Annotated in this window: 23 protein-coding genes; 6 read left to right on the top strand and 17 right to left on the bottom strand. The window is 52.3% G+C overall.

Going from position 1 to position 25784, the window contains the following annotated elements; all coding sequences use genetic code 11:
* Positions 1-22: 22 nt before the first annotated feature.
* From mazG to cysM, 4 genes are all read right to left on the bottom strand, one after another.
* The gene (gene mazG / locus AC2IBB_RS10460; RefSeq protein WP_486332800.1) at positions 23-886 is read right to left on the bottom strand and encodes a nucleoside triphosphate pyrophosphohydrolase; all 864 of its coding nucleotides are present in this window, start codon (positions 884-886) and stop codon (positions 23-25) included.
* Positions 886-3126, bottom strand: a complete 2241-nt coding sequence (gene relA, locus AC2IBB_RS10455) for a GTP diphosphokinase (protein ID WP_486332799.1) — start codon at positions 3124-3126, stop codon at positions 886-888. The genes mazG and relA overlap by 1 nt, the downstream gene beginning before the upstream one ends.
* 44 nt (positions 3127-3170) lie before the next feature.
* Entirely contained in the window at positions 3171-4511 is a 1341-nt protein-coding gene (rlmD, locus tag AC2IBB_RS10450) for a 23S rRNA (uracil(1939)-C(5))-methyltransferase RlmD (RefSeq protein WP_486332798.1), read from the bottom strand.
* Positions 4512-4607: 96 nt separating this feature from the next.
* A complete protein-coding gene (gene cysM, locus AC2IBB_RS10445) occupies positions 4608-5498 on the bottom strand; it encodes a cysteine synthase CysM (RefSeq protein ID WP_486332797.1) in 891 nt (296 codons plus the stop codon).
* 297 nt (positions 5499-5795) lie between these two features.
* Between cysM and AC2IBB_RS10440 the strand changes: the two genes are divergently transcribed.
* Positions 5796-8669, top strand: a complete 2874-nt coding sequence (locus AC2IBB_RS10440; protein ID WP_486332796.1) for a response regulator — start codon at positions 5796-5798, stop codon at positions 8667-8669.
* 40 nt (positions 8670-8709) lie between these two features.
* Here the strand turns inward: AC2IBB_RS10440 and recO are convergent, their stop codons facing one another.
* From recO to rpoE, 11 genes are all read right to left on the bottom strand, one after another.
* A complete protein-coding gene (recO, locus tag AC2IBB_RS10435; RefSeq protein ID WP_486332795.1) occupies positions 8710-9426 on the bottom strand; it encodes a DNA repair protein RecO in 717 nt (238 codons plus the stop codon).
* A 17-nt stretch (positions 9427-9443) separates the two neighbouring features.
* A complete protein-coding gene (gene era, locus AC2IBB_RS10430; protein WP_486332794.1) occupies positions 9444-10358 on the bottom strand; it encodes a GTPase Era in 915 nt (304 codons plus the stop codon).
* Positions 10355-11035, bottom strand: coding sequence for a ribonuclease III (rnc, locus tag AC2IBB_RS10425; protein WP_486332793.1), 681 nt, complete (start codon positions 11033-11035; stop codon positions 10355-10357). The genes era and rnc overlap by 4 nt, the downstream gene beginning before the upstream one ends.
* Positions 11032-11400 (bottom strand): DUF4845 domain-containing protein, encoded by a 369-nt coding sequence (locus AC2IBB_RS10420; protein WP_486332792.1) that lies wholly within the window; start codon positions 11398-11400, stop codon positions 11032-11034. Before AC2IBB_RS10420 ends, rnc begins: the two co-directional genes overlap by 4 nt.
* Before the next feature lie 80 nt (positions 11401-11480).
* Positions 11481-12248, bottom strand: a complete 768-nt coding sequence (gene lepB / locus AC2IBB_RS10415) for a signal peptidase I (protein ID WP_486333946.1) — start codon at positions 12246-12248, stop codon at positions 11481-11483.
* 50 nt (positions 12249-12298) lie between these two features.
* Entirely contained in the window at positions 12299-14098 is a 1800-nt protein-coding gene (gene lepA, locus AC2IBB_RS10410; protein ID WP_486332791.1) for a translation elongation factor 4, read from the bottom strand.
* Between the two features lie 201 nt (positions 14099-14299).
* Positions 14300-15709: a DegQ family serine endoprotease gene (locus AC2IBB_RS10405; RefSeq protein ID WP_486333945.1), complete on the bottom strand. Its 1410-nt coding sequence runs from the start codon at positions 15707-15709 to the stop codon at positions 14300-14302.
* A 150-nt stretch (positions 15710-15859) separates the two neighbouring features.
* The gene (locus AC2IBB_RS10400; RefSeq protein WP_486333944.1) at positions 15860-16270 is read right to left on the bottom strand and encodes a SoxR reducing system RseC family protein; all 411 of its coding nucleotides are present in this window, start codon (positions 16268-16270) and stop codon (positions 15860-15862) included.
* A 20-nt stretch (positions 16271-16290) separates the two neighbouring features.
* The gene (locus tag AC2IBB_RS10395; RefSeq protein ID WP_486332790.1) at positions 16291-17319 is read right to left on the bottom strand and encodes a MucB/RseB C-terminal domain-containing protein; all 1029 of its coding nucleotides are present in this window, start codon (positions 17317-17319) and stop codon (positions 16291-16293) included.
* A 3-nt stretch (positions 17320-17322) separates the two neighbouring features.
* The gene (locus AC2IBB_RS10390; protein ID WP_486332789.1) at positions 17323-17955 is read right to left on the bottom strand and encodes a sigma-E factor negative regulatory protein; all 633 of its coding nucleotides are present in this window, start codon (positions 17953-17955) and stop codon (positions 17323-17325) included.
* Between the two features lie 138 nt (positions 17956-18093).
* On the bottom strand, positions 18094-18690 hold the full coding sequence (gene rpoE, locus AC2IBB_RS10385) for an RNA polymerase sigma factor RpoE (protein ID WP_127972760.1): 597 nt from the start codon (positions 18688-18690) through the stop codon (positions 18094-18096).
* A 255-nt stretch (positions 18691-18945) separates the two neighbouring features.
* Here rpoE and nadB point away from each other — a divergent pair, with 255 nt between their 5' ends.
* The 5 genes from nadB (at position 18946) to AC2IBB_RS10360 (ending at position 23343) form a co-directional block, all read left to right on the top strand.
* The gene (gene nadB, locus AC2IBB_RS10380; protein ID WP_486332788.1) at positions 18946-20562 is read left to right on the top strand and encodes an L-aspartate oxidase; all 1617 of its coding nucleotides are present in this window, start codon (positions 18946-18948) and stop codon (positions 20560-20562) included.
* Positions 20563-20673: 111 nt separating this feature from the next.
* Complete coding sequence (locus tag AC2IBB_RS10375) at positions 20674-20934, top strand: FAD assembly factor SdhE (RefSeq protein WP_486332787.1); 261 nt, start codon at positions 20674-20676, stop codon at positions 20932-20934.
* Positions 20912-21343 carry a protein YgfX gene (locus AC2IBB_RS10370; RefSeq protein WP_486332786.1) on the top strand — a complete coding sequence of 144 codons (432 nt, stop codon included), beginning with the start codon at positions 20912-20914 and terminating at the stop codon, positions 21341-21343. The genes AC2IBB_RS10375 and AC2IBB_RS10370 overlap by 23 nt, the downstream gene beginning before the upstream one ends.
* Positions 21344-21358: 15 nt before the next feature.
* Positions 21359-22351 (top strand): CAF17-like 4Fe-4S cluster assembly/insertion protein YgfZ, encoded by a 993-nt coding sequence (gene ygfZ / locus AC2IBB_RS10365; protein ID WP_486332785.1) that lies wholly within the window; start codon positions 21359-21361, stop codon positions 22349-22351.
* A 152-nt stretch (positions 22352-22503) separates the two neighbouring features.
* A complete protein-coding gene (locus tag AC2IBB_RS10360; RefSeq protein WP_486332784.1) occupies positions 22504-23343 on the top strand; it encodes an HDOD domain-containing protein in 840 nt (279 codons plus the stop codon).
* Between the two features lie 45 nt (positions 23344-23388).
* Here AC2IBB_RS10360 and ung read toward each other — a convergent pair whose 3' ends face one another.
* Both ung and lysS read right to left on the bottom strand, forming a co-directional pair.
* Positions 23389-24150 (bottom strand): uracil-DNA glycosylase, encoded by a 762-nt coding sequence (gene ung / locus AC2IBB_RS10355; RefSeq protein ID WP_486332783.1) that lies wholly within the window; start codon positions 24148-24150, stop codon positions 23389-23391.
* A gap of 42 nt (positions 24151-24192) precedes the next feature.
* Complete coding sequence (lysS, locus tag AC2IBB_RS10350; RefSeq protein WP_486332782.1) at positions 24193-25716, bottom strand: lysine--tRNA ligase; 1524 nt, start codon at positions 25714-25716, stop codon at positions 24193-24195.
* Between the last annotated feature and the right edge of the window lie 68 nt (positions 25717-25784).

Here is a 25784-nt window from a genome sequence, read left to right as displayed (position 1 = left end):
GCGTTGACAGCGCGCATTGTGCTTATAGGCCTTCTTCTTTAGCCTTGTCCCACAACAAGTCCATTTCTTGCAACGACGCATCGTCCAAGGTTTTGCCCTGTTCTCTCAATAGCGACTCAATCCGGGAAAAGCGCCTTACAAATTTAGCGTTAGCCCTGCGCAAAGCAGCCTCTGGATCAGCCTTAACGAAACGCGCCAGATTGACACAGCAAAACAACACATCCCCCAGCTCATCTTCCAACTTATCCTGATCCAGAACCGGAGCCGCCAACTCATGGCGCAACTCGTCAATCTCCTCGTGAATTTTATCCAGAACAGGGTTTATTTCCGGCCAGTCGAAGCCGTGTAATGATGCGCGCTTTTGCAGTTTCTGCGCTCGCTGCAGCGCCGGCATGGCGTTAGGGATATCCGCCAGAACACTTCGGTCAGCGTCGGAATCTGGAGCTTCACCCAATTTCTTCAGTTCACGCTCCTGTTGCTTGATCCGCTCCCAATTGGCTTTGATCTGCTCCTCGCTGATCCTTTCATCTGGAGCCAAGCGACTTTTAAGAGTCCCATCAGGAAACACATGAGGGTGCCGGCGCAATAGCTTCCGAACAACGCCATCAACAATATCGGGCCACTGGAACAGGTCCTTCTCCTGCGCCAGCTGGGAATAGAAAACGGCCTGAAACAGTAAGTCTCCCAACTCATCGCGAAGATGCGGCCAGTCTTTCCGTTCTATTGCATCCGCCACTTCATAGGTTTCTTCTATGGTAAATGGAACGATAGACGCAAAGTCCTGTTTCAGATCCCATGGACAACCATCCTTTGGATCACGCAATCGACCCATCAGGTACAGGAGGTCTTCTAGAGTGTACTGAAGAGAATCATTTGCCACACTCATCACCCTTCTCCCGGTTTCGCTCGGCGCGCGTCAATAATATTCGGCAGCCTTCGAATACGATCAAACATGCGGCCCAATACATCTATGGACGTCACTTCTACAGTGAGCCGTATATCTGCCGTACTCTGATTTTTGTCAGTATTTGTCAATGCAGCGGTCACGTTGATCTTCTCATTCGCCAGCAACAAAGTGATATCGCGCAGCAAACCGGGGCGGTCATAGGCATTAATAACCACATCTACAGGATAGGTGTATTCAGTATCGCCCCAGCTTACTTCTATCATGCGGTTGGGCTCGACCGTCTGTAACTGCAGCGCGTTGATGCAATCTTGTCTGTGAATGGAAACCCCCCGACCAATGGTGATATAACCGACGATAGGATCGCCCGGAGCCGGTTTACAGCAGTTCGCCATCTGAGTCATCAGATTACCGACGCCACGAATGTGCACATCAGACGATTTAGCGCTTTCCTGCGCCGCACGCAGATGCAGCGACAGCTGCTCATCCCGCGGCTCCAGCATGTTCTGCGCGGTATGCGCCACTTGCATCGGCTTGAGATCGCCAGCGCCGATGGCGGCGAACATATCCTCCGCCGAGGGATAATTCACTTTCTGCGCCAAGTCATCGAAATCTAGCTGCTCCAATGACAGGCGCTTTAATACGCCTTGCAGAATATCGCGCCCTTCCTCGACATTCTGATCGCGATCCTGCAGCTTGAACCAATGGGTGATTTTCGCCCGCGCTCTGGAAGTATTGGCGTATCCCAGATCCGAGTTGAGCCAGTCGCGACTGGGGCGCGCCTGATTCGAGGTCAGAATCTGCACCTGATCGCCGGTTTTTAACTTGTAGTTCAGCGGCACGATACGGCCGTGAATCTTGGCCCCACGGCAGGCGTGCCCGATTTCCGTGTGCACCTTGTAGGCAAAATCAATGGGGGTTGATCCTGCCGGCAAATCAATAACATGCCCATCTGGCGTGAATACGTAGATGCGGTCGCTAACGATGTCGTTGCGCCACTGATCAACAAGCTCTGAAGTCTTGCTTCCCAGTTCGTCCTGCCACTCCAGCACCTGTCTCAGCCAAGCGATCTTCTGCTCATACCCATGAGATTTCTGCTGCGTATCGGTGCCTTTATATAGCCAGTGCGCACAAACTCCCAGCTCCGCCTCTTCATGCATTTTCTGCGTGCGGATCTGTACTTCCATGATTTTCCCGGACGGACCCACTACCGCCGTGTGCAGCGACTGATACCCGTTCTGCTTTGGGTTGGCGATATAGTCATCAAACTCATGGGGAATGTGGCGCCACAATGCATGCACCACTCCTAGAGCAGAGTAGCAATCGCGTATGCTGGGAACCAGAATACGAATGGCGCGGATGTCATAGACTTGCGAAAAGTCGATCCCCTTGCGGTGCATTTTGCGCCATATGCTGTAAATGTGCTTGGCGCGGCCGGAAAGCTCCGCCTTGATACCGCTGGCTTCCAGTTCCTGACGCAATGCGGAGAGGGCCTCCTCAATGAACTTCTGCCGGTCCATACGGCGTTCATCCAGCAGCTTGGCGATTTTTTTGTAGGCGGTTTCATGCAGATAGCGGAAAGACAAATCCTCCAGCTCCCACTTTAGATAACCGATCCCCAAGCGGTGAGCCAGTGGCGCATATATATCAAAGACTTCTCTGGCCACGCGATGACGCTTGTCCGATCCAGCGTTTTTCACGTCTCGAATGGCGCAGGTCCGCTCCGCCAGCTTGATCAGCGCTACGCGCACGTCGTCTATCATGGTGACCAGCATACGGCGGATGTTGTCCACCTGGGTCTGGGTCTGCCCCAGCACACTGCCCTGAATGGGGTGACGTAAGCTGGAAATCGCCGCCATCTGCGAGACGCCTTCAATCAGTTTGGAGACTTCTTCGCCAAATTCTTCATTCACTCGGATCAAAGAAAGTTTGCCTTCCCGCACTGCACGATAGAGCACCGCTGCGATCAGGCTGGGCGTATCCAGTTGTAACTCAGACAGAATCTGGGTCATTTCCAAGCCGGTCAAAAAGCTGCTGGAGCCTTCCGACCAAAGGTTTCCGGCGCGCACCGCCTCTGATTCGATCTCTTTCGCCAGCAGGCAGGCGCGGCGAAACGACGCCACATCCTCCAATTCAACCTGTTGCTGTAAACGGTCAATCCAACCGTTGATATCAACTGACCCGTCCTGAGCCAAAGGATAATCTTCGCGAACTTTAACCATAGTGACGCCTTTCGCCAGACTCTCTTATTTTCTGAGTAACGGGCTTATGCTTTCTCGAATAAGGCCATTGACTCGACATGGGCCGTATGCGGGAACATATCCATTACCCCGGCCTTGATCAGCCTGTATCCCTGCGCCGCCAGAATGCCGGCGTCCCGCGCCAATGTAGCGGGGTTACAGGACACATAAACAATTCGCTTCGCCCCAAAACGGGTCATTTGCTTCGCTAACTCTTCCGCACCAGAGCGCGGCGGGTCCAGTAAAATTTTGTCATAAGTTCGCAGCCACGCATGCTTCGCCTCATTCGCCGGCGCTAATGGAAGGTGCAGATCCGCAGCGTGAAACTCTACATTGCTAACGCCATTGAGTTCCGCATTGGCGTAGCCTCTGCGCACCATATCCTCGCTGCCCTCCACTCCCACCACATGCGCCGCCGAGCGGGCAATGGGCAGGGTGAAGTTACCCAGCCCGCAAAACAGGTCGAGAATAGTCTCGCCCGCCTGCGGCTGCAGCCATTCCAACGCCTGCGCCAGCATACGACGATTGATATCGCGATTGACCTGAGTAAAGTCCATTGGATGGAACTGCATTGTCAGATCATAGTCGCTCAACTGATAGCTGAGCAGTTCCCGCCCATCTTTCGGCCATAACTTGGCGACCGTGTCAGGACCTTTGGGTTGCAAGTAAATTGCCAACCCGGTTTGCTCAGAGAAATCGATGAGCTTTTGCACGTCGTCTTCAGTGAGCGGGTCCATATGACGGATTACCAGTGCGCAAACATCATCACCTGCCGCCACCTCAATCTGGGGAGTGCGCTGGTAGACGGAAAGCCCCCGAACCAAAGCTTTCAGCTCAGGGATACGACCACCGACGGATTCAATCAGAACCGCGCACTCATCAATAGCGGTCAGAAAGTTACTGTAGCGCTCACGAAAGCCCACCAGGACTTCATCGCGCTTGGCTACGTAGCGCACACCCAATCTCGCCTTGGTGCGATAGCCGCGACCCGCGCCTACTAGCGGAGGAACGACCTGCTCCGGCTTTAAGTCGCCAAAGTGTCTCAGGTGGTCCAGTAAGACAGACTCTTTGTGATTGATCTGAAACCCCAGGTCGACATGCTGCATGCTGCAACCGCCACAGAGTTTGGAGAACTGGCAGTCAGGCTCAATACGTTGCGGATGCTGCGTCAACACTTCTTCTACAGCAAGCTCATCATAGCTGCGACGGCTGTTTACATATCGCGCAGTTACAGTTTCGCCGGGCAAAGCGCCTTCGACGAACAGGGTTTTACCGTCTTTATGGGAGACGCCACGACCTTCGTGACTGAGAGATTCAATTTCGCAGGTAATGGACTCTTGGGGTAACTTCTTTCTACGACGAGACATGCTTATAAACCTGGGCTATGAGGCCGATCTGGATAAAAAGCCGGCCATTATAGCGGCCTCCCGCAACAGATATAAGGGCTTTGCCAGAGCAACGGGTCAGCCGCGGAATACGCCTGTAGACAGGTAGCGGTCGCCCCGATCACAGATAATGGCGACGATCACCGCATTTTCAACCTCGCGGGATAAACGTAATGCTCCAGCGATTGCGCCGCCAGAGGATACGCCGCAGAAGATACCTTCCTCCCGAGCCAGCGCCCGCATTGTCTCTTCGGCTTCCTGCTGCCCAATATCCAAAACCAAATCCACAGACTCAGGCTGATATATTTTAGGTAAATAAGCTTCCGGCCAGCGCCGAATACCAGGTATGGACGCTCCATCCGCAGGCTGCAATCCGACTATCTGAATATCCGGGTTACACTCCTTAAGATAGCGAGAGGTACCCATAATAGTACCAGTGGTTCCCATAGAGCTGACGAAGTGGGTAATAGAGCCGTCGGTTTGCCGCCAGATTTCCGGGCCTGTGGTCTTGTAATGCGCAAGGGGATTATCAGGGTTAGCGAACTGATCCAGCACTTTGCCTTTGCCTTCCGCCTCCATCTGCTTAGCGAGATCACGCGCCCCTTCCATCCCCTCCTCTTTGGACACAGAGATGATCTCCGCACCGTAGGCGGTCATCGCTGCGCGGCGCTCCTCACTCATGTGCGCCGGCATGATCAAAACCATGCGATAGCCTTTGATCGCTGCCGCCATAGCCAAGGCAATCCCGGTATTGCCGCTGGTCGCCTCAATCAAAGTATCGCCAGGACGGATATCTCCCCGGTTTTCAGCCTCTTGAATCATGCTCAACGCAGGTCGGTCTTTGACTGACCCAGCTGGATTATTCCCTTCAAGCTTCGCCAGAATGACATTAGTGGTGTCGCCGGGCAGTCTCTGCAGTCGAACAAGCGGTGTGTTTCCAACGTAGGATTCAATCGTGGGGTATGACATCTTTAACGTTCGCTTCTTTTTAAATTCAATCAATTAGCTGTAGAATCGGAAGTATCCTTGTCCGCTGTGACAATGACGCGACGTCGCCAGAGCGAAAGTCCGGTCCCTGTTCCACTATCGAAGCATTTCCCTCGATAGCCATGTCCGGACTTGATATTGGCCGAACATCGGCCATGATAAGCAATAATCTGAGAGTGGCGATATATTCTTTTTTAATATAAAAATCACTTTATATCATAAATACCATAATATGCCGTTTATCCGCGCCTCCTCCACAAGCCGCCAAAGGGCCCCTGCATGAAACGTTGGGGCATAAAAGTAAAGGTCATTTTATTGACCTTGGCGCCGTCACTCACCATCGCATTTACGCTGTCCGCCGCCTTTGTATTTACACGCCTGGACGACCTCAGCGACGTACTTCTGGAGCGCGGCTCAGACTCCGCCCGTCACCTCGCCAACGCTGCGGAGTATGGCGTTTTCACAGGAAATCGCCGTCAATTGATCGGGCTGACCAACGCCGTGTTGGAAGAGAAAGATATTCGCTCTGTATCGATTTATGGGCGTCAACGGCAGATATTGGCCCACGCCGGTCCACGCATCCAGGAAGAGCACACGATCCCCGCGAGCTTATCCACCCAGCTTACGATTTATTCCAGTGAGGATGTGCTGCGCTTCACCGCCCCGGTCACACTGCAGGATCTCAGCCTGAGTGAGGACGCCAATTTACAGGAATCCGAAACCTCTAATGGACTGCAAGACAATATTCTAGGGTGGGCGGTCATTGAGGTGTCCCGAGCGCCAACTCAGGTCGCCAAGTATCGAACGATTCTCTTCGCCGTCAGCGCCGTGTTCACCGCCATTATTGTGTGCACCTTTCTTGCGCTTCGTTTGAGCCGCGACCTTACTTCGCCGCTGTCTCAAGTAGCTCAGGCGCTTACCCGTATAAAAGAAGGCAAACTGGATACCCGTGTATATATCGAAGCCAGCCCGGAACTGGCGTTATTGCAGGACGGCATCAACTCCATGGCGGAGGCGCTCGCCAAGGCCCGCAGCGAGATGCAGCAGAATATTGATCAAGCCACGGAAGATCTGAGGGAAACGCTGGAAACTATAGAAATCCAGAACATTGAATTGGATATGGCCCGCAAAGAAGCAATTGAAGCCAGCCGTGTGAAGTCCGAGTTTCTCGCTAACATGTCCCACGAAATCCGCACGCCGCTTAACGGCATCATCGGTTTCACGCACCTTCTACTGAAATCCAATCTGGGACCACAGCAACGGGACCAGCTCAACACCATTCTAAAATCATCCGAGATCCTGCTGACTATCATCAACGACATCCTCGACTTCTCCAAGATCGAAGCTGGCAAGCTGGTGCTGGACAACACCACCGTCAACCTGCAGGAAATCGTGGAAGACGTCCTTACAATGCTCGCCCCCGGCGCTCACGAGAAAAACCTGGATCTGGCAGGCCTCGTCTACTCCGATGTGCCCAGCCACATTATGGGCGACCCATTGCGCATCAAGCAGATTGTCACCAACCTGGTCAACAATGGCATTAAGTTCACTCAAAGCGGCGAGGTTGTGGTTCGCGTCATGCTGGAGGATGAGTCCGATGAAAGCTCTCTCATTAAAATCACCGTCACCGACAGCGGCGTAGGGCTCTCCCGCGTACAACAGCAGACATTGTTCAGCGCCTTCAGTCAGGCGGACGCTTCAACAGCAAGGCGCTTCGGCGGCACCGGGCTCGGCCTGGTGATATCAAGACGTTTGACTGAACAAATGGGAGGCCAGATCGGCGTCGAAAGCGAACTCGGCAAAGGCTCCACTTTCTGGATTGAACTCCCAGTAGAAATTGCGCCCAACCAGCCAGACAATGAGCTCAACCACCGCCTGTTCGAAGGCGAGCGCATTATCTACCTTGAGCACCAGAAGAAAACCGGACTGGCCGTGGAGCATACGCTCAAAAAATGGGGAGCTAATGTCACCCAAGTAGACAATATCAAAGACTTGGCGGACAAGGTGGAGGAAGCGCAACGCAAAGGAGAAGGCTTCGCCGTCGCCATTATTGGCCTGACTCGCCACCACCTGCGCTCCAACTCTTATCTACAGACTGTGCGCAAGCTGGAGTACAAACTCGATTGCCGCACACTCATATTGACCCCAACGATAGACACCGGCAACGAAGAACCGCCGATCCTGACGGACGCTTCGACCTTCCTGATCAAGCCCGCTTCGCAACGCCGTCTGGCGAATGCGCTAGGCTGGCTGATTGAAGGGCGCTCAGAGGAAGAGGAAGCGCCATCGGCGGTAACGATCAAGCAATTGAACGCCAATAGCGGCCGCAAGCCATTAGTGCTGGCGGTGGACGATAATCTCGCCAACCTCAAGCTAGTCGAAGCTTTCCTGTTAGACTTGGGCGCGGTTGTGGAAACCGCCATGAGCGGCTACGAAGCGCTCACCAAAGCCAAGCAGAAACGCTTCGACGTCATCTTTATGGATGTGCAAATGCCCGGTATGGACGGCGTCGAAACCACGATCAAGATACGAGAGTTTGAAGCAGGCAAGCGGCGCACGCCAATCATAGCTCTAACCGCTCACGCCATGTCGGAAGAACGCAAACAACTGCTGCAAAGCGGTTTCGACGACTATCTGACCAAACCCACAAACGAGGATGAACTGCAACGAATCATCGAACGCAGAACTGGATTCCAGCTGACGCCTCAGCCTTTACTGACCCAACAACCAGTGCGAGAGCCCGGGAAGATAAAGCCTTCAGTGAAGGCCGCAACCGAGCCATGTGTAGACATTCGTAGTTGCGTTACGCTTGCCGGCGGCAAAAAAGGGTTAGCGGAAGAGTTGTTCTCCATGTTACTTGAAAACCTGCCGGAAGAACGCAAGTCCATTGAGCACGCTTGGGAGCAGCAAGACAGGTCCGAACTGCTGGAGCGCGTTCACCGCCTGCACGGAGCGACGCGATACTGCGGCGTCCCCTTGCTTCGCAACGCCGCCGCAGACCTGGAAGGACAGATAAAACGCGACGTGGAACCACTGGAAGTAGCTGTATCCAAGTTATTTGAGGAAATAGAAAGAGTGCTTTACTGGTCGGACAGAAACGATTGGCAGACTGAGTTTCGGGAGTATCAAGCCCAGTCAGCTCCTCAATCTTAGATAGCGATTGTCCTTTGGCGATTTTTGATTCTGACGGCTTCTAACTTTTGGAAAGCTTCAGGTAACTGCGCATCAGCTCTCGGGAGTGCAGTGGACGACCGCACAGCAGCTCATCAAGGCAGTGTCGAGTCAAACGCTTGGCTGCCAGCAGACTTCCTGGAACACTCCAGTCACGCTTGGCCATCGCAAGCAAGTGCTGCCCTTGTACAACAATAGAGGACGGTTCCACGTCCTGACATACGCCTTCAGTGAGCGAGACATAATAAGCCATCCCATTTATCACTGGATCGCCAGTAGCGCTTTCTACACCAAAGTCCACGCCGAACCCCAGTTCAGCCAACAATGCAAACTCCAGCTCCCGCAAGCCAGGCTCCAGACTCGATTGAGGGTGAGATAAAAAAGACAGGCTCGATTTGTAGGCGTTAAAAACCTCCTGGCAGGTTTCCAACGGCTGCAGCAACTTCAGCAACAACTCGTTAAGGTAAAGGCCAGCGTAAAGAGCCTCTCCAACTAAAGGAAAACGAGTATTGGTCGTGTCACAGCGAATGAGGGTTTTCAGCTCGTTACGCCCTACCAGCTCAACTTCCAGCTCGGTGAAGGGCTGCAGTATATTGGCGACCTTGTTCCTGCGGCCGCCGACTTTCAACACAGCAGAGGTTTTTCCATCAACCTCGGTTATCAGATCGACTAATTGACTGTTCTCGCGATACGGCCTGCTATGCAACACATAGGCGGCTTGAAGCGCAACCGGCGGCATAATGGCCAGAGCGCCCGTTAACGGTCGTCGTAACCCAGACTTTGCAGAGCGCGCTCGTTGTCGCTCCAGCCCGACTTCACCTTCACCCAGGTTTCCAGCATGACCTTGCTCTCAAACAACTTTTCCATATCTTTACGAGCGTCAGAACCAATGCGCTTGATTCTTTCTCCCTTCTGGCCGATCACTATTTTCTTCTGCCCCTCTCTTTCCACCAGAATCAGGGCGCTTATGCGCAACAAGGCGCCTTCACGTTTAAATTGCTCGATCTCCACGGCAATCTCATAAGGCACTTCGTTACCCAGTTGCCGCATGACTTTTTCACGGATAATTTCCACCGCCATGAAACGCTCACTGCGGTCTGTAATTTGATCTTCAGGAAAGAAGTGGATGCCTTGCGGCAGCATTTCATGAATAACCACTTCCAGCCTGTCAATGTTCTGTCCGCGCAAGGCGGATAGTGGAATGATGTGTTGAAACTCACACATCTTCTGCACTTTATCAATAAACGGCAGCAAGTCGTTTTTATTTTCCAACTTGTCCACTTTATTGATTGCAAGAATACGCGGTCGATTCACCTTGGCGATTTTTGACAAAACGTAATCATCTTCTTCTGTCCAACGTTTTCTATCGACAACAAAAACAATCACATCCGCATCTTTGATCGCAGACGAAGAGGTTTTGTTCAGCACTCGGTTAAGCGCTTTTTTATCCAACTGGTGCAAACCAGGCGTATCCACATAAATAGCCTGATAGTCGCCTTCTGTCTTGATCCCCAGAATTTGATGGCGGGTAGTCTGCGGCTTTTTCGAGGTAATGCTAATCTTCTGCCCCAATATATGGTTCAGCAGAGTGGATTTACCTACATTTGGCCGTCCAACGATCGCAACATAGCCGCAACGGCTATTCTCTTGCGGATTTACATCAATACTCACTGATCCACTCCTAACGCCACCAAAGCTTGTTTCGCCGCTTTCTGTTCCGCCACTCTACGACTGCTTCCTGTTCCCTCTGTCGGCTCAGGCAAACCGTCTATGTCACAACGCACGTGAAAGGTCTGCGCATGGGCCTCCCCCTGAACCGACATAACGTCGTAGCGAGGCAAATTGAGCTGGCGCGCCTGCAAATACTCCTGCAAGCGTGTTTTGGAGTCTTTCTGAGTGTCTTTGAGATTAAGCTTCTGCAAACGCGCCTCAAACCAGTTCAAGACCCTGTCCGCGCACACTTCAAACCCAGCATCTAAATAGATAGCGCCAATAATTGATTCCAGCGCATCCGCCAGGATGGATTCCCGACGAAAGCCGCCGCTCTTCATTTCACCTGATCCTAGACGCAGATACTCGCCCAGATCAAACTCCCTGGCGATTTCAGCGAGAGTCACCCCTTTAACCATTCTGGCCCGCAAGCGACTCAACTGCCCTTCCCGCGCCTCTTCAAAACGACCAAAAAGATAATCGGCGATAATAAAATTGAGGACAGAATCCCCTAAAAATTCCAAGCGCTCATTATTACGACCACCAAAGCTGCGATGGGTAAGCGCCAAAGTAAGCAAAGCGGGCTCTTTAAATGTATATCCGAGCGCCCGCTGCAGTCTTTCCAGCTTAGCTGTCACTGATTATTGGCTTCCAAGTGATGATTAAATGAAACAACGGCGCTAACATTGCTAACAATATCAGTGCGCTGCTCATAAACGATATCTATGCGCATCTTGGTCTTCTCGCGAGTGATTTTGATATTCTTCTTATCAAAGTTACGTACGTTATTGACCATGAAGTGCTTGTCCAACCTCGACAGAATTTCCGCATTAGACAACTGCGCCAATTCAGCCTCTCTATTAAGCCCCTCCAAAGATGATTTCACAGCAAAATCATCGATATAAATTGGGATAAGCTTTATGCCAAGTGTGATAACAGATATACCAATCAAGACCCATATTAATGTCACCAGAAGAGAAGCGCCCTGCTGATTCTTGCGCATATTCACTCCTTACCATCCTCTTGTTTATCAATATTATTTAGAGAGTAGACGTTAACTCACTGTTTTTACAGTAAAGCGCGTTACTGTATCGAGCCCACACGGGAAAAAGAGGGTAGAGAGAGGAAGGTTTCCCAATGCATCCAGATTGCAAATGCTCTACCAACGATATTTTCATCCGGCACCAGACCAATATAACGGCTGTCCTTACTGCGATCACGGTTATCGCCCATCATGAAATACTTGCCTTCCGGCACGACCCATTGCCCTTCATGTCCAGAGTTTGGGTAATTTTCCTTGATAATACGGTGTAGTTTCTCCCCCAGCTGCTCCTCGTAGTGGAGTTCTCTCGGAGCGCCAGCGGGCAGTGCGGCGATTAATTTCTCATCCACAGGTTCTCCATTGATGATCAGCCGCTTATCTTTGTATTCCACCGTATCGCCAGGTACGCCTATCACGCGTTTTATGTAGTTGGTGCTGTTGTCCTCAGGCGTACGAAACACCATTACATCGCCACGTTGCGGGTCTCCCAGATCCAGAAACTTATAACCCAGAACGGGAACCCTTAGACCATAAGAGTACTTATTGACCAAGATAAAGTCGCCAACTTCCAAGGTTGGCATCATAGACTGAGAGGGTATCTGGAAAGGCTCGATAAGAAAGGAGCGAACCACCAACACTAAAAACAGGACCGGAAAAAAAGACCGGGAATATTCCACCACCACTGGCTCTTTGATCATCACGCTGTTCTCGCCCCGCGTTTTGGCTTTCACGAACAACCAAAAAGCCAACCAAATCAAGCCGGAGACAAGAGTCAGCACAACCAGAATCAGAGAGAAATCAAAGTCCATCATGTGTCCTATTCAATTCGTTTTTTATTGCTAACGGTTTGCAACTTGTTTTATTTATCGACTTTCAGTACCGCAAGAAACGCATCCTGTGGAATTTCAACGCTGCCCACCTGCTTCATACGCTTCTTACCTTCTTTCTGTTTCTGTAACAGTTTTTTCTTCCGTGAAACGTCTCCGCCATAGCATTTGGCCAATACGTTTTTACGCAACGCTTTGACTGTGGTTCTGGCGACAATTTGCCCTCCAATGGCCGCTTGGATGGCCACATCGAACATCTGACGGGGAATCAGCTCTTTCATTTTCTCCGTCAGCAAACGCCCACGCGAGGCGGCATTATCACGGTGTACGATAAGCGCCAACGCATCCACTTTGTCGCCATTGATAAGAATATCCAAACGCACCAGATTGGCGGCCTGGAAGCGTACAAAATGATAATCCAGGGACGCGTAGCCACGGCTTACCGACTTGAGGCGATCAAAGAAATCTAGAACAACCTCCCCCATAGGAATTTCGTAGGACAGAGCGACCTGATTGCCCAAAAACTGCATATTCTTCTGTACGCCGCGCTTCTCCACACAGAGAGCTATGACGTTGCCAAGATACGCCTGCGGCACAAGAATATTGGCTTCAACGATCGGCTCACGCATTTCTTCAATGAAACCCGGATCTGGCAACCTTGAAGGGTTGTCGACTTTGTTGACCTCATTTTTTTTGGTCAGCACTTCATAAACAACCGTTGGCGCAGTGGTGATCAAATCCAGATCGTATTCCCGCTCCAAACGCTCCTGGATAATCTCCATATGCAGCATCCCCAGGAAGCCGCAGCGGAAACCAAACCCCAAAGCATCGGAGGTTTCAGGCTCGAAGAACAGTGACGCATCGTTGAGCGTCAACTTATCCAGAGCGTCACGGAAGTCTTCGTAGTCATCAGAACTAACCGGGAATACGCCAGCGTACACTTGAGGCTGTACACGCTTGAATCCTGGCAAAGAGGCCACATCAGGCGTTTTCGCCAGAGTAATGGTGTCGCCGACGGGAGCCCCGTGAATATCTTTGATGCCAGCAATGACATAACCTACTTCGCCCGCTTTAAGGCATCCGGTTTCTGTACGCTTTGGCGTAAACACGCCGATGGAAGTCACCAGTTCCTGAGTCTTGGTCGACTTGATCAGGATTTTATCGCCTTTGTTCAGCGTTCCGTTTTTAACCCGCACCAAAGACACAACGCCTAAATAGTTATCAAACCAGGAATCGATAATAAGAGCCTGCAATGACGCATCCGGATCTCCTTCCGGCGGCGGCACCAGCTGTACGATCTGCTCCAGGCTTTCCTGGATGCCTATGCCTGCTTTAGCGCTGGCTTCCACCGCGCCAGCTGCATCAATACCTATAATCTCTTCTATTTCGTGGCGCACTCGCGCTGGCTCCGCCTGAGGCAGATCCATCTTGTTCAGAATGGGAATAACCTCCAGCCCCATCTCAATGGCTGTGTAGCAATTCGCCACAGACTGCGCCTCAACGCCCTGCGCCGCATCGACAACCAATAATGCCCCCTCACAAGCCGCTAAAGAGCGGGAAACCTCATAAGAGAAGTCCACGTGTCCGGGAGTATCGATAAAGTTAAGCTGGTAACGAACGCCGTCTTTTGCATCGTAATAAAGCGTTACGCTCTGCGCCTTGATGGTAATGCCGCGCTCCCGCTCGATATCCATCGAATCGAGCACCTGTTCGGACATTTCACGATCAGTCAGACCGCCGCAATATTGAATAAAGCGGTCAGCCAGGGTGGACTTACCATGGTCAATGTGGGCAATGATAGAAAAATTTCTAATATGGTTGAGTTTACTCACGGACTACTGTCACTCAGATTCAAAGTTGAAGGCGGCGAAATTTTAACAGCTCCGCCGAGTAAATTGCAGCGAATTAACAAAATACCCTCAGAATTCCCACCGATATTGGGAGATGCGCCGCTTTCTCGCCATTCAAACGAGCAACGGCCGGACTTCGTCATCAGAAGCCCGGCCGTTTACAGTCTCTAATCGGCGCCTAACCTACTTATTGTTCAACTTCAATACTATAAAGGCCGGATTTCCTTGACGATTGATCAGCACTGGCAGCGACTTGCCAACGGGCAGTTTCTCAACCACATCATGGAACTGAGCTACGGTTTCAACATCTTTATTGTTGATGCTGCTGATCACATCATTAGGTTGAATGCCTGCGGTCGCAGCGGGCCCTGGGAAAACTTGCGCCACCATGACCCCTCCCGACACCTTCAGGCTCTCTTTCTCTTCATCCGTCAAGTCACGGACCTGCAAATTCAGAGCGTTGCTCTGTGGCGCAGTCTGGCCTGCCGGCACACTGGCGACGCCGTTGTCATCCGCCGGCAACTGCCCGATCTCGACGCTGACATCCATCTCGTTACCGCGACGCACAATTTTCATACTCGATTTCTCTCCTGGCGTAGTGCGCCCTACAAGATGCGGCAACTCAGAAGACAACCCGATTTCATTACCGTTATAGCTGACAATGACATCGCCCGGCTGCAGACCCGCTTTATCCGCAGGCGAGCCTTTCATGACCTGCGCCACCAAAGCGCCACGCGGTTTATTCAGGTTAAAAGACTCAGCCAGATCTTTGTTCACCTCCTGAATCAGCACACCTAACCAGCCTCGCTTGACCGCGCCAGTGTCTTTCAGCTGATTCATCACATCCAACGCAACGTCGATGGGGATAGCAAAGGATACCCCCATGAAACCTCCAGAGCGGGTATAAATCTGCGAGTTGATACCAACAACTTCTCCTTCGAGATTAAACAGCGGCCCCCCTGAATTGCCAGGATTAATAGCCACGTCAGTTTGAATAAAAGGCACGTAGTTTTCATTTGGCAAACTACGTCCCTTGGCGCTGACGATCCCCGCCGTCACCGTGTACTCAAAACCGAACGGAGAACCGATGGCGACCACCCACTCTCCTACTTTCAACTCAGCGGACTTGCCCAATTTAAGGACCGGCAGGTCATCCGCTTCCACCTTCAAAACAGCCAGATCCGACTTCTCATCAGACCCAATCAACTTCGCCGTTAATTCGCGACGATCCATAAGGCGCACAAAAATTTCGTCGGCGCCCGCTACGACATGGTTATTAGTGAGAATGTAACCATCCTGGGACACAATAAAGCCGGACCCCGTGGACTGAGCCTCTTGCGGCCCTCTACGGCGGTATGGGTCACCAAAGAAGTGACGAAAGAATTCAGGAATCTGGTCTTGCTCTGGACCACCAAAGTAATACTGGGCGCTATCGTCTCCGGCTTTGCGTACGGTGCTAATATTCACCACCGCCGGAGATGTTTTCTCCACCAACCCGGTGAAATCAGGTAAATCAACAGCCCCTGCCCGCATGCTGATAGCGGCGCTTAACCATACCAGCAAAACCGCCGTATATCTCTGACAAACCTTCATATGCAACTCCACTTGGCCATCGAACACGCCTACGCTAACCATAGACTTAGTCGTTTAACCCAGGCGCCCAAGCCAGAGGAGCCTGCGCCTCTCAGCTCTCATGGCGGCGTCAGGTTTTCCTTAGATAATTGGAACTAGGCTATACGACAATTAACAAAGCTTGCGTAATAATTGGGGATGGTAGGAGGGATTGCAAGACAGCCTTGATGACAAGATTTTAACAAAAACAAAGCCTAAGCCCAGTCCCGACAAGCCCGCCAGAGCAACGCTAAGGTCGGGCCAATATAGCAGTGAGTGAGCGACTCCCGCCAAACAAATCATCAAAGCCAAGGGAGTCAGATATACCAGCACAGATGCGCGAAACAATGCCTCCTCCGCCACACCGATTTCCACTTCGTCGCCAACTTCAACATCAAACGCTTTGGCTACTTTAATCTGGGTCGAGGCTCCATCGCTCATTTGGCTTAGCAGCCTTGAACCACAACCTTTGCGGGCCGAGCAACTCTGGCAAACCGACTCACGAATAGTCCTTACCCAGACTTCAGTTTCACCGACAGCCACTACTTTTCCCGTTTCCAATATCAAGAAGCGTCTCCAACAGATGGACTTACCTCCATATTATCCGCCACCCGCTTGACCGTCTCAATGGGCACCTCGCCCACGACAGTAATAACGTATGTCATGTCGCCATGCTTGATATGTTTCGAATAAGCAGTTGTCGCGCCAATCCGCGAGGCGCCTTCCGGCATGGCTTGAACTCCATTTTCTTCAACAAATATGCTGAACATGGTCAATCCATCGCCGTATACCTGCGTACGCATATCTCCAGGCATAACGTCATTACGCTTGGTCACATTAGGCGACATGCTGAACCCTTTCGGAAGCCACGCCGGCGTCCATTGCGCAGGCAGCGTTTCCGGCGCTTCCGCTTTGCTAGGTTTAACGGCTTTCACGTCCGCCTCAGGCATGGAAGGAGTTAGTTCCTGATCAGTCACTTGAGCTCCCAGCTCCAACACCGTGTACTGGAAGTGTTCAAGCACCTCCCCCTTACGGTTGGTCAAAAGAGATTTCAGCAACATGCCCGTGTTCTTTTCCAACCAGAGATAGTAGCTATAGCGGTACTGATCCTTGGCCATAACCGCCATTTTTAGCACTTCGTAACCAGCCACCCGTTCCTCGCCGGCCATTTTAAACTCGTACACTGCATCAATGTCTGAGCCGCCGTTTAGCATCGCCCCTGGAAAAGGCCCTGTGTATGCCGCTTGCTCCAGCCTGACTTGCTTACCGCCGGGAAACACGCAAATCAGCAGATCTCCATCTCGAATAATCTCCCTCTTTTCACCATCCATAGCGATCAGGCGTTCCTTCTCCATGCCATCCTGAGTGCGATGAAATACCTTCATCGAGCTCATTTCATCGCCACGACTATATATAAACGCCCCCCGGTATGAGAGCTCCTGGCGCGCCTCCAACATGCGCTGCAACCATTCTTGAGGCGCTGAAGCCTGCGCCGTCACCGACATCAGAGACATTAAGGCCAAGATCCAGAACGCTCTCCACAGCCCCAGGCCCTTCTTGATTGCAGCCACTTTACGAATTACCCGTTTCATTTCTTACCTGCGCTGCTCCGTTCCTTGCTCCTCAACCACCTCAAAGGCGCTCAAACGGGCGTATGGGGAAATAACCTGAGAGCCGTTCAACGCAGCCTGCTCGGCATGCTTCATCAAGTACGCATTCAGTCTGCTTGCATGCTCTGTGGAAAACTGGACAGCGACGCCACTTTCCGCGGCGGAATCCGCCACTAAATGAGAACCAGCGCCGCTCACATTCACCGAAGGCGGATTCTGTTGGCCGGTCGCCACGGCAGGAGCCGGTTGCGTCGTGCCGGGACCTCCGGAAAACTCCACCATAAACACAGCGGCGAAAGCCACCGACGCAGCGACGGCGACTCCCCGCCACCAGCCATTACCGGCGCGAGCCTCTTCCAGCGCAACCTCTTCCTCTACAACGTTATCATTGCGGTCAACGCCTTCCTCTTTCTCCAGCGCAGACCAGATGCCCTGCCGTAAATCTACGTGCGCCCATTGCGCTGATTCTTCGTGGAGTTCATCGCGAACACGCTGATATCGACTCCAGGTCGCCATCACCTCTTCATCGTGAGATTGCGCCAGTATCCGGCGCACCTCCAACTCATCCGCTTCTCCATCCAAGAGCGCAGACATGGATTCTTTCAGTCGTTCATTCATAACCGTCAACCTCTGCAAGTCCGGAGCCTGTGCGCCGCTCCGGCATCTCTATAATACTTTTCATTTCGCCAACCTTGGAGATTTCAACATTCCACTAAAAACCAGGACACTCCCGCGTTCAATCCTTACTCCCCAACTTCAGGCTCGCATTTTCTGCTCCAGCATGGGGGCAATTCGCGTATCGACTGCGTCCCGAGCCCTAAAGATCCTCGATCGCACCGTGCCCACTGGGCATTGCATGATCTCAGCTATCTCCTCGTAGCTAAGGCCATCGAATTCACGCAGCGTCAGGGCTGAACGTAAATCTTCCGGCAGTTCATCCAGAGCCTGAAATATCGCCTGTTTGACCTGATCGCGATGCACCTGACGTTCGGGGGAATCAATATCTTTCAAAGCAGAGCCGCCTTCGTATAAAACCGCCTCGTCGGCGTCCACATCTTCCCCTGGCGGACGACGCCCTTGCGCCATAAGATGATTTTTCGCCGCATTGATGGCGATACGATAAAGCCATGTGTAAAACGCGCTCTCGCCTCGAAAGTTGGCAAGCGCCTTATAGGCTTTGATAAACGCCTCCTGCGCAACATCCATCACTTCGTGGTGATCTCGAATATAGCGTGCGATAATCGCCATGACTTTGCTTTGATATTTCACCACCAGCATGTCAAAGGCGCGCTTGTCGCCGCGCTGAACCCGCTCAACCAATTGTTGGTCTGTCGTCTTGTTAGGAGCGCTCATATTTTCCTTATTATCCAGTAATTCAGCGCGACCACGCGTTGATTCAAGAGCGGTCAAAACCTGCACTGACATAAAAGAACCACCGTTTGCTGCGTCTATTAAGTTGATTGCATAGCCCTATAGACACAACTTTTTTCGGATAGTTCACTCTTAGCCATTAATGTTAGTATATTCAGCTATTCTGCTTGGGCCCAACAACCATCAGGCCCTTTTCCCCCTGGCTGTTTTCCTGATTGCTGGAGTTGCGCAAAGGCTATGAGTTTAAGCTTCGAACACGATGTTCTCATTATCGGCAGTGGCGCCGCGGGCCTTACCGTCGCCCTGAACCTTCCTTCCGATTTAAGAATAGCGGTATTGTCCAAGACGGAGCTTAAAAGCGGCTCCACGCTGTGGGCTCAGGGCGGTATTGCAGCAGTGCTGGATGACGACGACAGCATTGAGTCTCACCTTCAGGATACTTTGGTTGCAGGGGCCGGGCTATGCGAAAAGGAAAGCGTACGTTTTACCGTTGAGCATGGCCGTGAGGCGATTGAATGGCTGATTACCCAAGGTGTGCAGTTCGATACGGATGAATCCGAAGATTCCACGCAGAAGTACCATCTCACTAAAGAAGGCGGCCATAGCCATCGCCGCATCGTACATGCCGCCGACGCGACAGGTCGCGCTGTTTCAGGTTCTCTGGCCGACCGCGCGCGCGAAAGAGCCAATATTGAAATTTTTGAAGACCGCGTAGGCATTGACCTGATCACCCACAGCAAACTCTTTCTTCCCGGCAACCGCTGTGTTGGCGCTTATGTGCTGAACAAAAACACCAGCCATGTAGAGCTGTTTCGCGCCAAATTTGTGGTGCTCGCCACCGGCGGCGCCAGCAAAGTCTATCTCTACACCAGCAATCCTGACGTGGCGACTGGCGACGGCATTGCAATGGCCTGGCGCGCCGGCTGTCGTATGGGCAACATGGAATTCAATCAGTTTCATCCTACGTGCCTCTACCACCCCCAGGCGAAATCTTTCTTGATTACAGAGGCCGTTCGTGGCGAGGGCGGCAAGCTTTTGCTGCCCAACGGCAAGCGCTTCATGCGGCAGTTTGACGAGCGAGAGGAGCTCGCCCCGCGAGATGTCGTCGCCCGAGCCATCGACCATGAAATGAAGCGGCTTGGCGCAGATTGTCTATACCTCGACATCAGCCATAAAGACAGAGAGTTTATTATTGGGCACTTTCCCACAGTCCACGAGCGTTGCCTGTCTTATGGGATCGACATAACCAAAGAGCCCATCCCGGTTGTTCCCGCCGCCCATTACACCTGCGGCGGAGTGGTGACCGACAGCGCCGGGCGCACTGACCTGAACTCATTATACGCCGTTGGCGAGACCGCCTTTACCGGGCTCCACGGCGCCAACCGCATGGCCAGCAACTCTTTGCTGGAGTGCCTGGTATTCGGCAAATCCTGCGCTGAAGATATCGCCCGCCGCATTACGCATACGCCAACCCCACCACCCGCGCCCTCTTGGGACGAAAGCCAGGTGACGGACTCAGACGAAGATGTCGTGATCTCGCACAACTGGGATGAGCTGCGCCGCTTCATGTGGGATTATGTCGGCATCGTACGCACCAATAAACGGCTGCAGCGCGCCAAACACCGCGTAGACTTGTTGCACCAGGAAATTCGCGAGTATTACAGCAACTACAAGGTATCCAACGACCTGCTGGAGTTGCGCAATCTGGTAACTGTCGCAGACTTGATTATTTGTTCAGCCATTCAGCGAAAAGAAAGCCGCGGATTGCATTACACCCTGGATTATCCTCATCCAGTCAAAACGCCGGAAAACACCATTTTGACCCCCGTTAACTTTCCCGCTGAACCCTGGTGACTCTGACCAGCACGGCAACAAGGTTTCACGCCGTCATGGGTGGCGGCGAACGCCTTGGGCCGTTATCATGCAGCCAGAATGACAGCCTACGGGCGACATACAGAGGCGCAAATGACTGAAGATGTAGAATACAAGCGTTTATTCTGGCACAGCCGACGCGGAATGCTGGAGTTGGACGTACTGCTGGTTCCTTTCCTTAAGGAAGCCTACCCCGACCTCCCCGACGAGGACAAAGCGCGCTACCGTATGCTTTTAGAGTGTGAGGATACGGATATGTTCCAGTGGTTCATGCAAAAATCCACGCCTGAAGACCCAGATCTGGCGCGCATCGTTAAAATCATCCTAGACCGTGTTCAACCAAGCTACGATTGAGCTGCGGCCATCGCTACAACTGACGCTGTTCTTTACCGTTTTTTTCGGTCTCATCGGTATCGTGCTGGTGGCCCTGACGATGCCCATCTGGTTGAAGATATCCTTGTGCGCACTGCTAGGAACCCACTTTATCTTTACTGTCGGTCAGTACGCGCTATTAGTCTGGCCGACGAGTGTGATAAAAATCCGTTATGAAAAAAACGGTGATGAAGATGTGAGAGTACGCTTGATAAAACGCAATAAGCGCGAGCTGGACACTCATCTGCATGGGGACACCTGCGTCACCTCATTGTTAACCCTGCTGGTCTGTCGCACAGGCTGGCGGGACTTGGTGTTTTTGGTCCGGGACAACTGCGACCCGGATGCATTTCGCCGCTTTCGAGTCTGCTTACGCTTCGCCAGGAATTAAGGGAGATTCACTCATATGACGTCCTTTTGGAACGCCTTCGCCGAACCAGCGATGACCTCAACGGCGCAGCCAGACGCCACTGCGCCGCGCCTCTATAGATTGACCAACGTCGCCTTGCTGGAAATCAAGGGGCCTGACGCGGTCAAGTTCATGCAAGGACAATTCACCTGCGACATTCAGGACATTTCCAGCACACACTCATCACTGGCTGCATGCTGTACTCCGAAAGGCCGCATGGTCGCCTTATTCCGCATCACCCTGATCCAGCCCGATTGCTACCTGCTGAAAGTTCCTGCGGAGATAGCGCAAAACTTTCTGGCCCACCTAAACAAGTACAAGGTTTTCTATAAATGCACCGTCACCTTGTTGGAAGATTGGGGTGTCATTGGTCTAAGCGGCGACCTGGATGGGCTCTCTCATATTTTTCCCAACCTTCCCGCGTCCGCAAATGCTTGTGAGACCAGCGACCACCTACTTCTGACTCGCTCTCCCGGAGACGTCTCTCGTATGGAGTGCTGGCTTGACAGCACCCAGGCTCCTGCCTTGCTCACCGACCTGGACGCCCAGTGCGCACCCGGCTCCATTGAAGACTGGGAACACCTGGAAGTCATGTCAGGACTGGGGAATGTTTATCCGCAAACACAGGATGAATTTATTCCTCAAATGCTGAACCTGCAGGCTTTAGGCGCCATCAGCTTCAAAAAAGGATGTTATACCGGGCAGGAAATTGTAGCCCGCATGCAATACTTGGGAACATTAAAGAAGCGAATGTTTCTGCTTTCCGCCGAGGGGGCTGATCCAGCGCCTGGCTCCGGGATTATCAACGAAACAGGCGTCCGCGTTGGCGTGGTAGTTCGTAGCGCACAGGGAAAAGTCCTCGCGGTTCTGGACAAGTCAGCGGCCATAGACTCAAGCCTGCATCTGGAGGAATCCACCGCCATTACCTTGAAGTTACTGGAGCTTCCCTACGCAATTGAAGAAGTTAGCAATACCAAGAAGAAGCTTTAACATAATCCCTTCCCTTAGCGGCGCGATTCTATGCGCCGCAGCCAAGCATCCCCCAGAATTTCTGCTATAACTTAAATTGGACCTAGAAAGAGGCTGAAACGCTCCTCAGCGGGCCCGCATCCAATGCAGCAAACCTATTCACGGATATGCAAATGGCAGAATTAGAAGAGAAAATCAAAGCAGACATACTTCAGGCGATAGATTCCGATAAGCTGGTGCTGCCCACCCTTCCAGAGGTCGCTCTGCAGGTTCGAGAAGTGGCGGAAAGCCCGGACTCCTCCGTCCAGGACCTCGCTAAAGTCATCAGCAATGACACCGCTATGACAGCCCGCATTATACGTGTATGTAACAGTCCGCTATTACGCGGAAGCCGGGAGATATCAAACCTGACCATGGCGATTGGCCGGCTCGGCATGGCCTACACGACCAACCTTGCAACCGGGCTGGCGATGGAGCAGATGTTCCAGGCGACTTCCGAGCAAGTAGATCAGCGTATGCGGGAAATCTGGCGCAACAGCACGGAAGTGGCGGGGATCTGTCACGTGCTCGCCCAGCATTACACCAAACTGAAGCCAGACCAAGCTACTCTCGCAGGTTTAGTACACCAGATCGGAGCCCTGCCTGTACTCACCTATATCGAGCATAACGATATTCATATCGACAACGAAACCCTCGATAAACTGATTGAAAGCCTGCAGCCCACTATCGGACAGTACATCCTCAAGAAGTGGGACTTCCCGGCAGAGCTGCAGATTGTGCCGACAGAGTTCAGCAACTTCCAAAGGGAGGCGTCCAGCGTCGACTACGCGGATGTGGTAATGGTCGCCAAGCTGCAAAGCCTGATAGGCAGCCAGCACCCTTATACAGAGATGGATTGGGGACAGATATCGGCGTTCAACCGACTCGGGCTCGACCCGGAAATAGATATGAACGAAGCGGAGGATTTAAGCGCAGAGATGGAAGCCGCCATGGCGTTACTTTCACCCTCCTGACGCAAACAAAAAACGGCGGTCCTGGGTCCGCCGTTTTGGCCTGATTTATTCTACAGAGGCTGGCGCCTTCTTGATCAGCCGCCCCTTCTCATCTAATCGATCCTTTGGAGGCAGACGCCAATCAATCGCTTTCTTTTGATGAGTGCGCAGATAATCATTCGTACTGGCGAAATGACCGCATCCCATAAAACCGCGATGGGCGGATAACGGCGACGGGTGAACGCTCTCCAGCACACAGTGACGCTGACGATCGATAAAAGCGCCTTTGCGTTGCGCATAACTGCCCCACAGCAAAAACACCACATTTTCCCGCTCACTGTTAATAAGCTGTATCACCCTATCAGTGAATTGCTCCCAGCCTTTGCCCTGGTGCGAGGCGGCCTTGCTCTGCTCCACTGTCAGCACGCTGTTCAGCAGTAAAACGCCCTGTTGCGCCCAATAAGCCAAGCACCCATGCTCAGGGACGCCCAAGCCCAACTCATTATTGATTTCCTTAAAAATATTCACCAATGATGGCGGCGGCGCAATACCAGGCAGCACGGAGAAGCTAAGCCCGTGCGCCTGCCCTGGACCGTGATAAGGGTCCTGCCCCAATATCACCACTGACACATTCTCAAAAGGCGTCGTGTTGAGAGCGTTGAAGCAGTTATCCAAGCTAGGGTAAATAACCTTACCCAGTCCATCTTGCGCTCCAAGAAACTGTTCCAATTGCACCATATAGGGCTTGGAAAACTCCTCTCTCAGAGCTTTCTTCCAGTGGGTGTCTGGAGCTAAAGCCCCAAACAACACCTCTGCGCAGCTTTGCATCTGCATTCTCCTTTTCTCTGTTCGCTTGAAGCGACCGGGGAATTAATCCGCCAGCGGACGCATATGCGGGAACAAAATAACGTCTCTTATAGAGGGCGAATCCGTCAGCAACATCACCAGCCGATCGATACCGATCCCTTCTCCCGCAGTAGGAGGCATACCATGCTCCAGCGCAGTGATGTAGTCCTCATCAAAGAACATCGCCTCATCGTCGCCCGCCTCTTTCTCCGCCACCTGGTTACGGAAACGCTCAGCCTGGTCTTCCGGGTCATTCAGCTCAGAGAAGCCATTGGCGATTTCACGCCCCCCCACAAAAAACTCAAACCGGTCGGTGACAAAGGGGTTGTCGTCATTACGACGCGCTAAAGGAGACACCTCAGTTGGGTACTCCGTAATGAAGGTCGGTTGCATCAAGCGATGCTCAACCGTTTTCTCGAAGATTTCAATCTGGACCTTACCCAATCCCCAAGACCCTTTAAGCGGGATACCAAGGCTCGCCGCAACTTTTTTGGCGCTCTCGATATTGTCGATATCAGCCAACGTCATCTCTGGGTTGAAGTGCAGAATGGACTCCACTACCGTCATACGCTGGAATGGTTTGCCGAAATCATAAGTGATCTCGTCGACCACCTCGCCATCCGCGTTCCTGGATGTATTGCGCACTTCCGTCGTCCCCAGCGCCTCCTGAGCCACCCAGCGCAGCATCTCTTCGGTCAGATTCATCAGGTCCTTGTAATCGGCAAACGCCTGATAGAATTCGATCATGGTGAATTCAGGATTATGGCGAGTGGACAAGCCTTCATTACGGAAGTTTCGGTTAATTTCAAACACTCGCTCAAAGCCGCCCACCACCAGACGCTTCAGATATAACTCCGGCGCAATACGCAGAAACATTTCGATATCCAGAGCGTTGTGATAAGTCACAAACGGACGCGCCGTAGCGCCGCCGGGAATCACCTGCAACATCGGCGTCTCCGCCTCGATAAAGTCGCGCTTGGTCAGGAAGTAGCGAATACTTTCAATCACCTTGGAGCGTATACGGAAAGTTTCCCGTGCTTCTTCATTGGTGATGAGATCCAAATAGCGCTGGCGATAGCGCATTTCGGTGTTGGTCAGGCCTTTATGCTTGTCTGGAAGAGGACGCAACGCTTTCACCATCAGACGCGGGTTTTCCATACTTACATACAGATCGCCCTTGCCCGACTTATGCAGAGCGCCCTCCGCCGCGACGATGTCGCCCAAATCCCACAGTTTGACATTTTCCAACTGCTCCGGGGGTAGACCTTTACGGTCTATGTACAACTGAATACGACCTGTCGAGTCCTGAATGACGACAAAAGGTCCACGCATCGCCATGATACGGCCAGACACTTTCGCGCGCACACCCGCTTCTTCCAGTTCTTCCTTGCTTTTATCACCATAACGAGCCTGCAGGTCTGCACAGTAGCTGTCGCGACGAAAATCATTCGGAAACGCCTGCCCCTTTTCCCGCAACTTGCCCAGCTTGCCTCGGCGCTCAGCGATCAGTTTATTTTCATCTACTGCAGGATTTTGGTTCTCTGTCATGGTTTGCTTAATCCACTATTTATCAATCAATTGGCAAAAATTACGGGTCGAGATATAAGCGAAGGGCC

It is taken from the genome of Hahella sp. NS-SX17, from assembly GCF_057367735.1.
The sequence above is the reverse complement of the archived record's forward strand: the minus strand, read 5'-3'. Positions and strand labels throughout refer to the sequence as shown.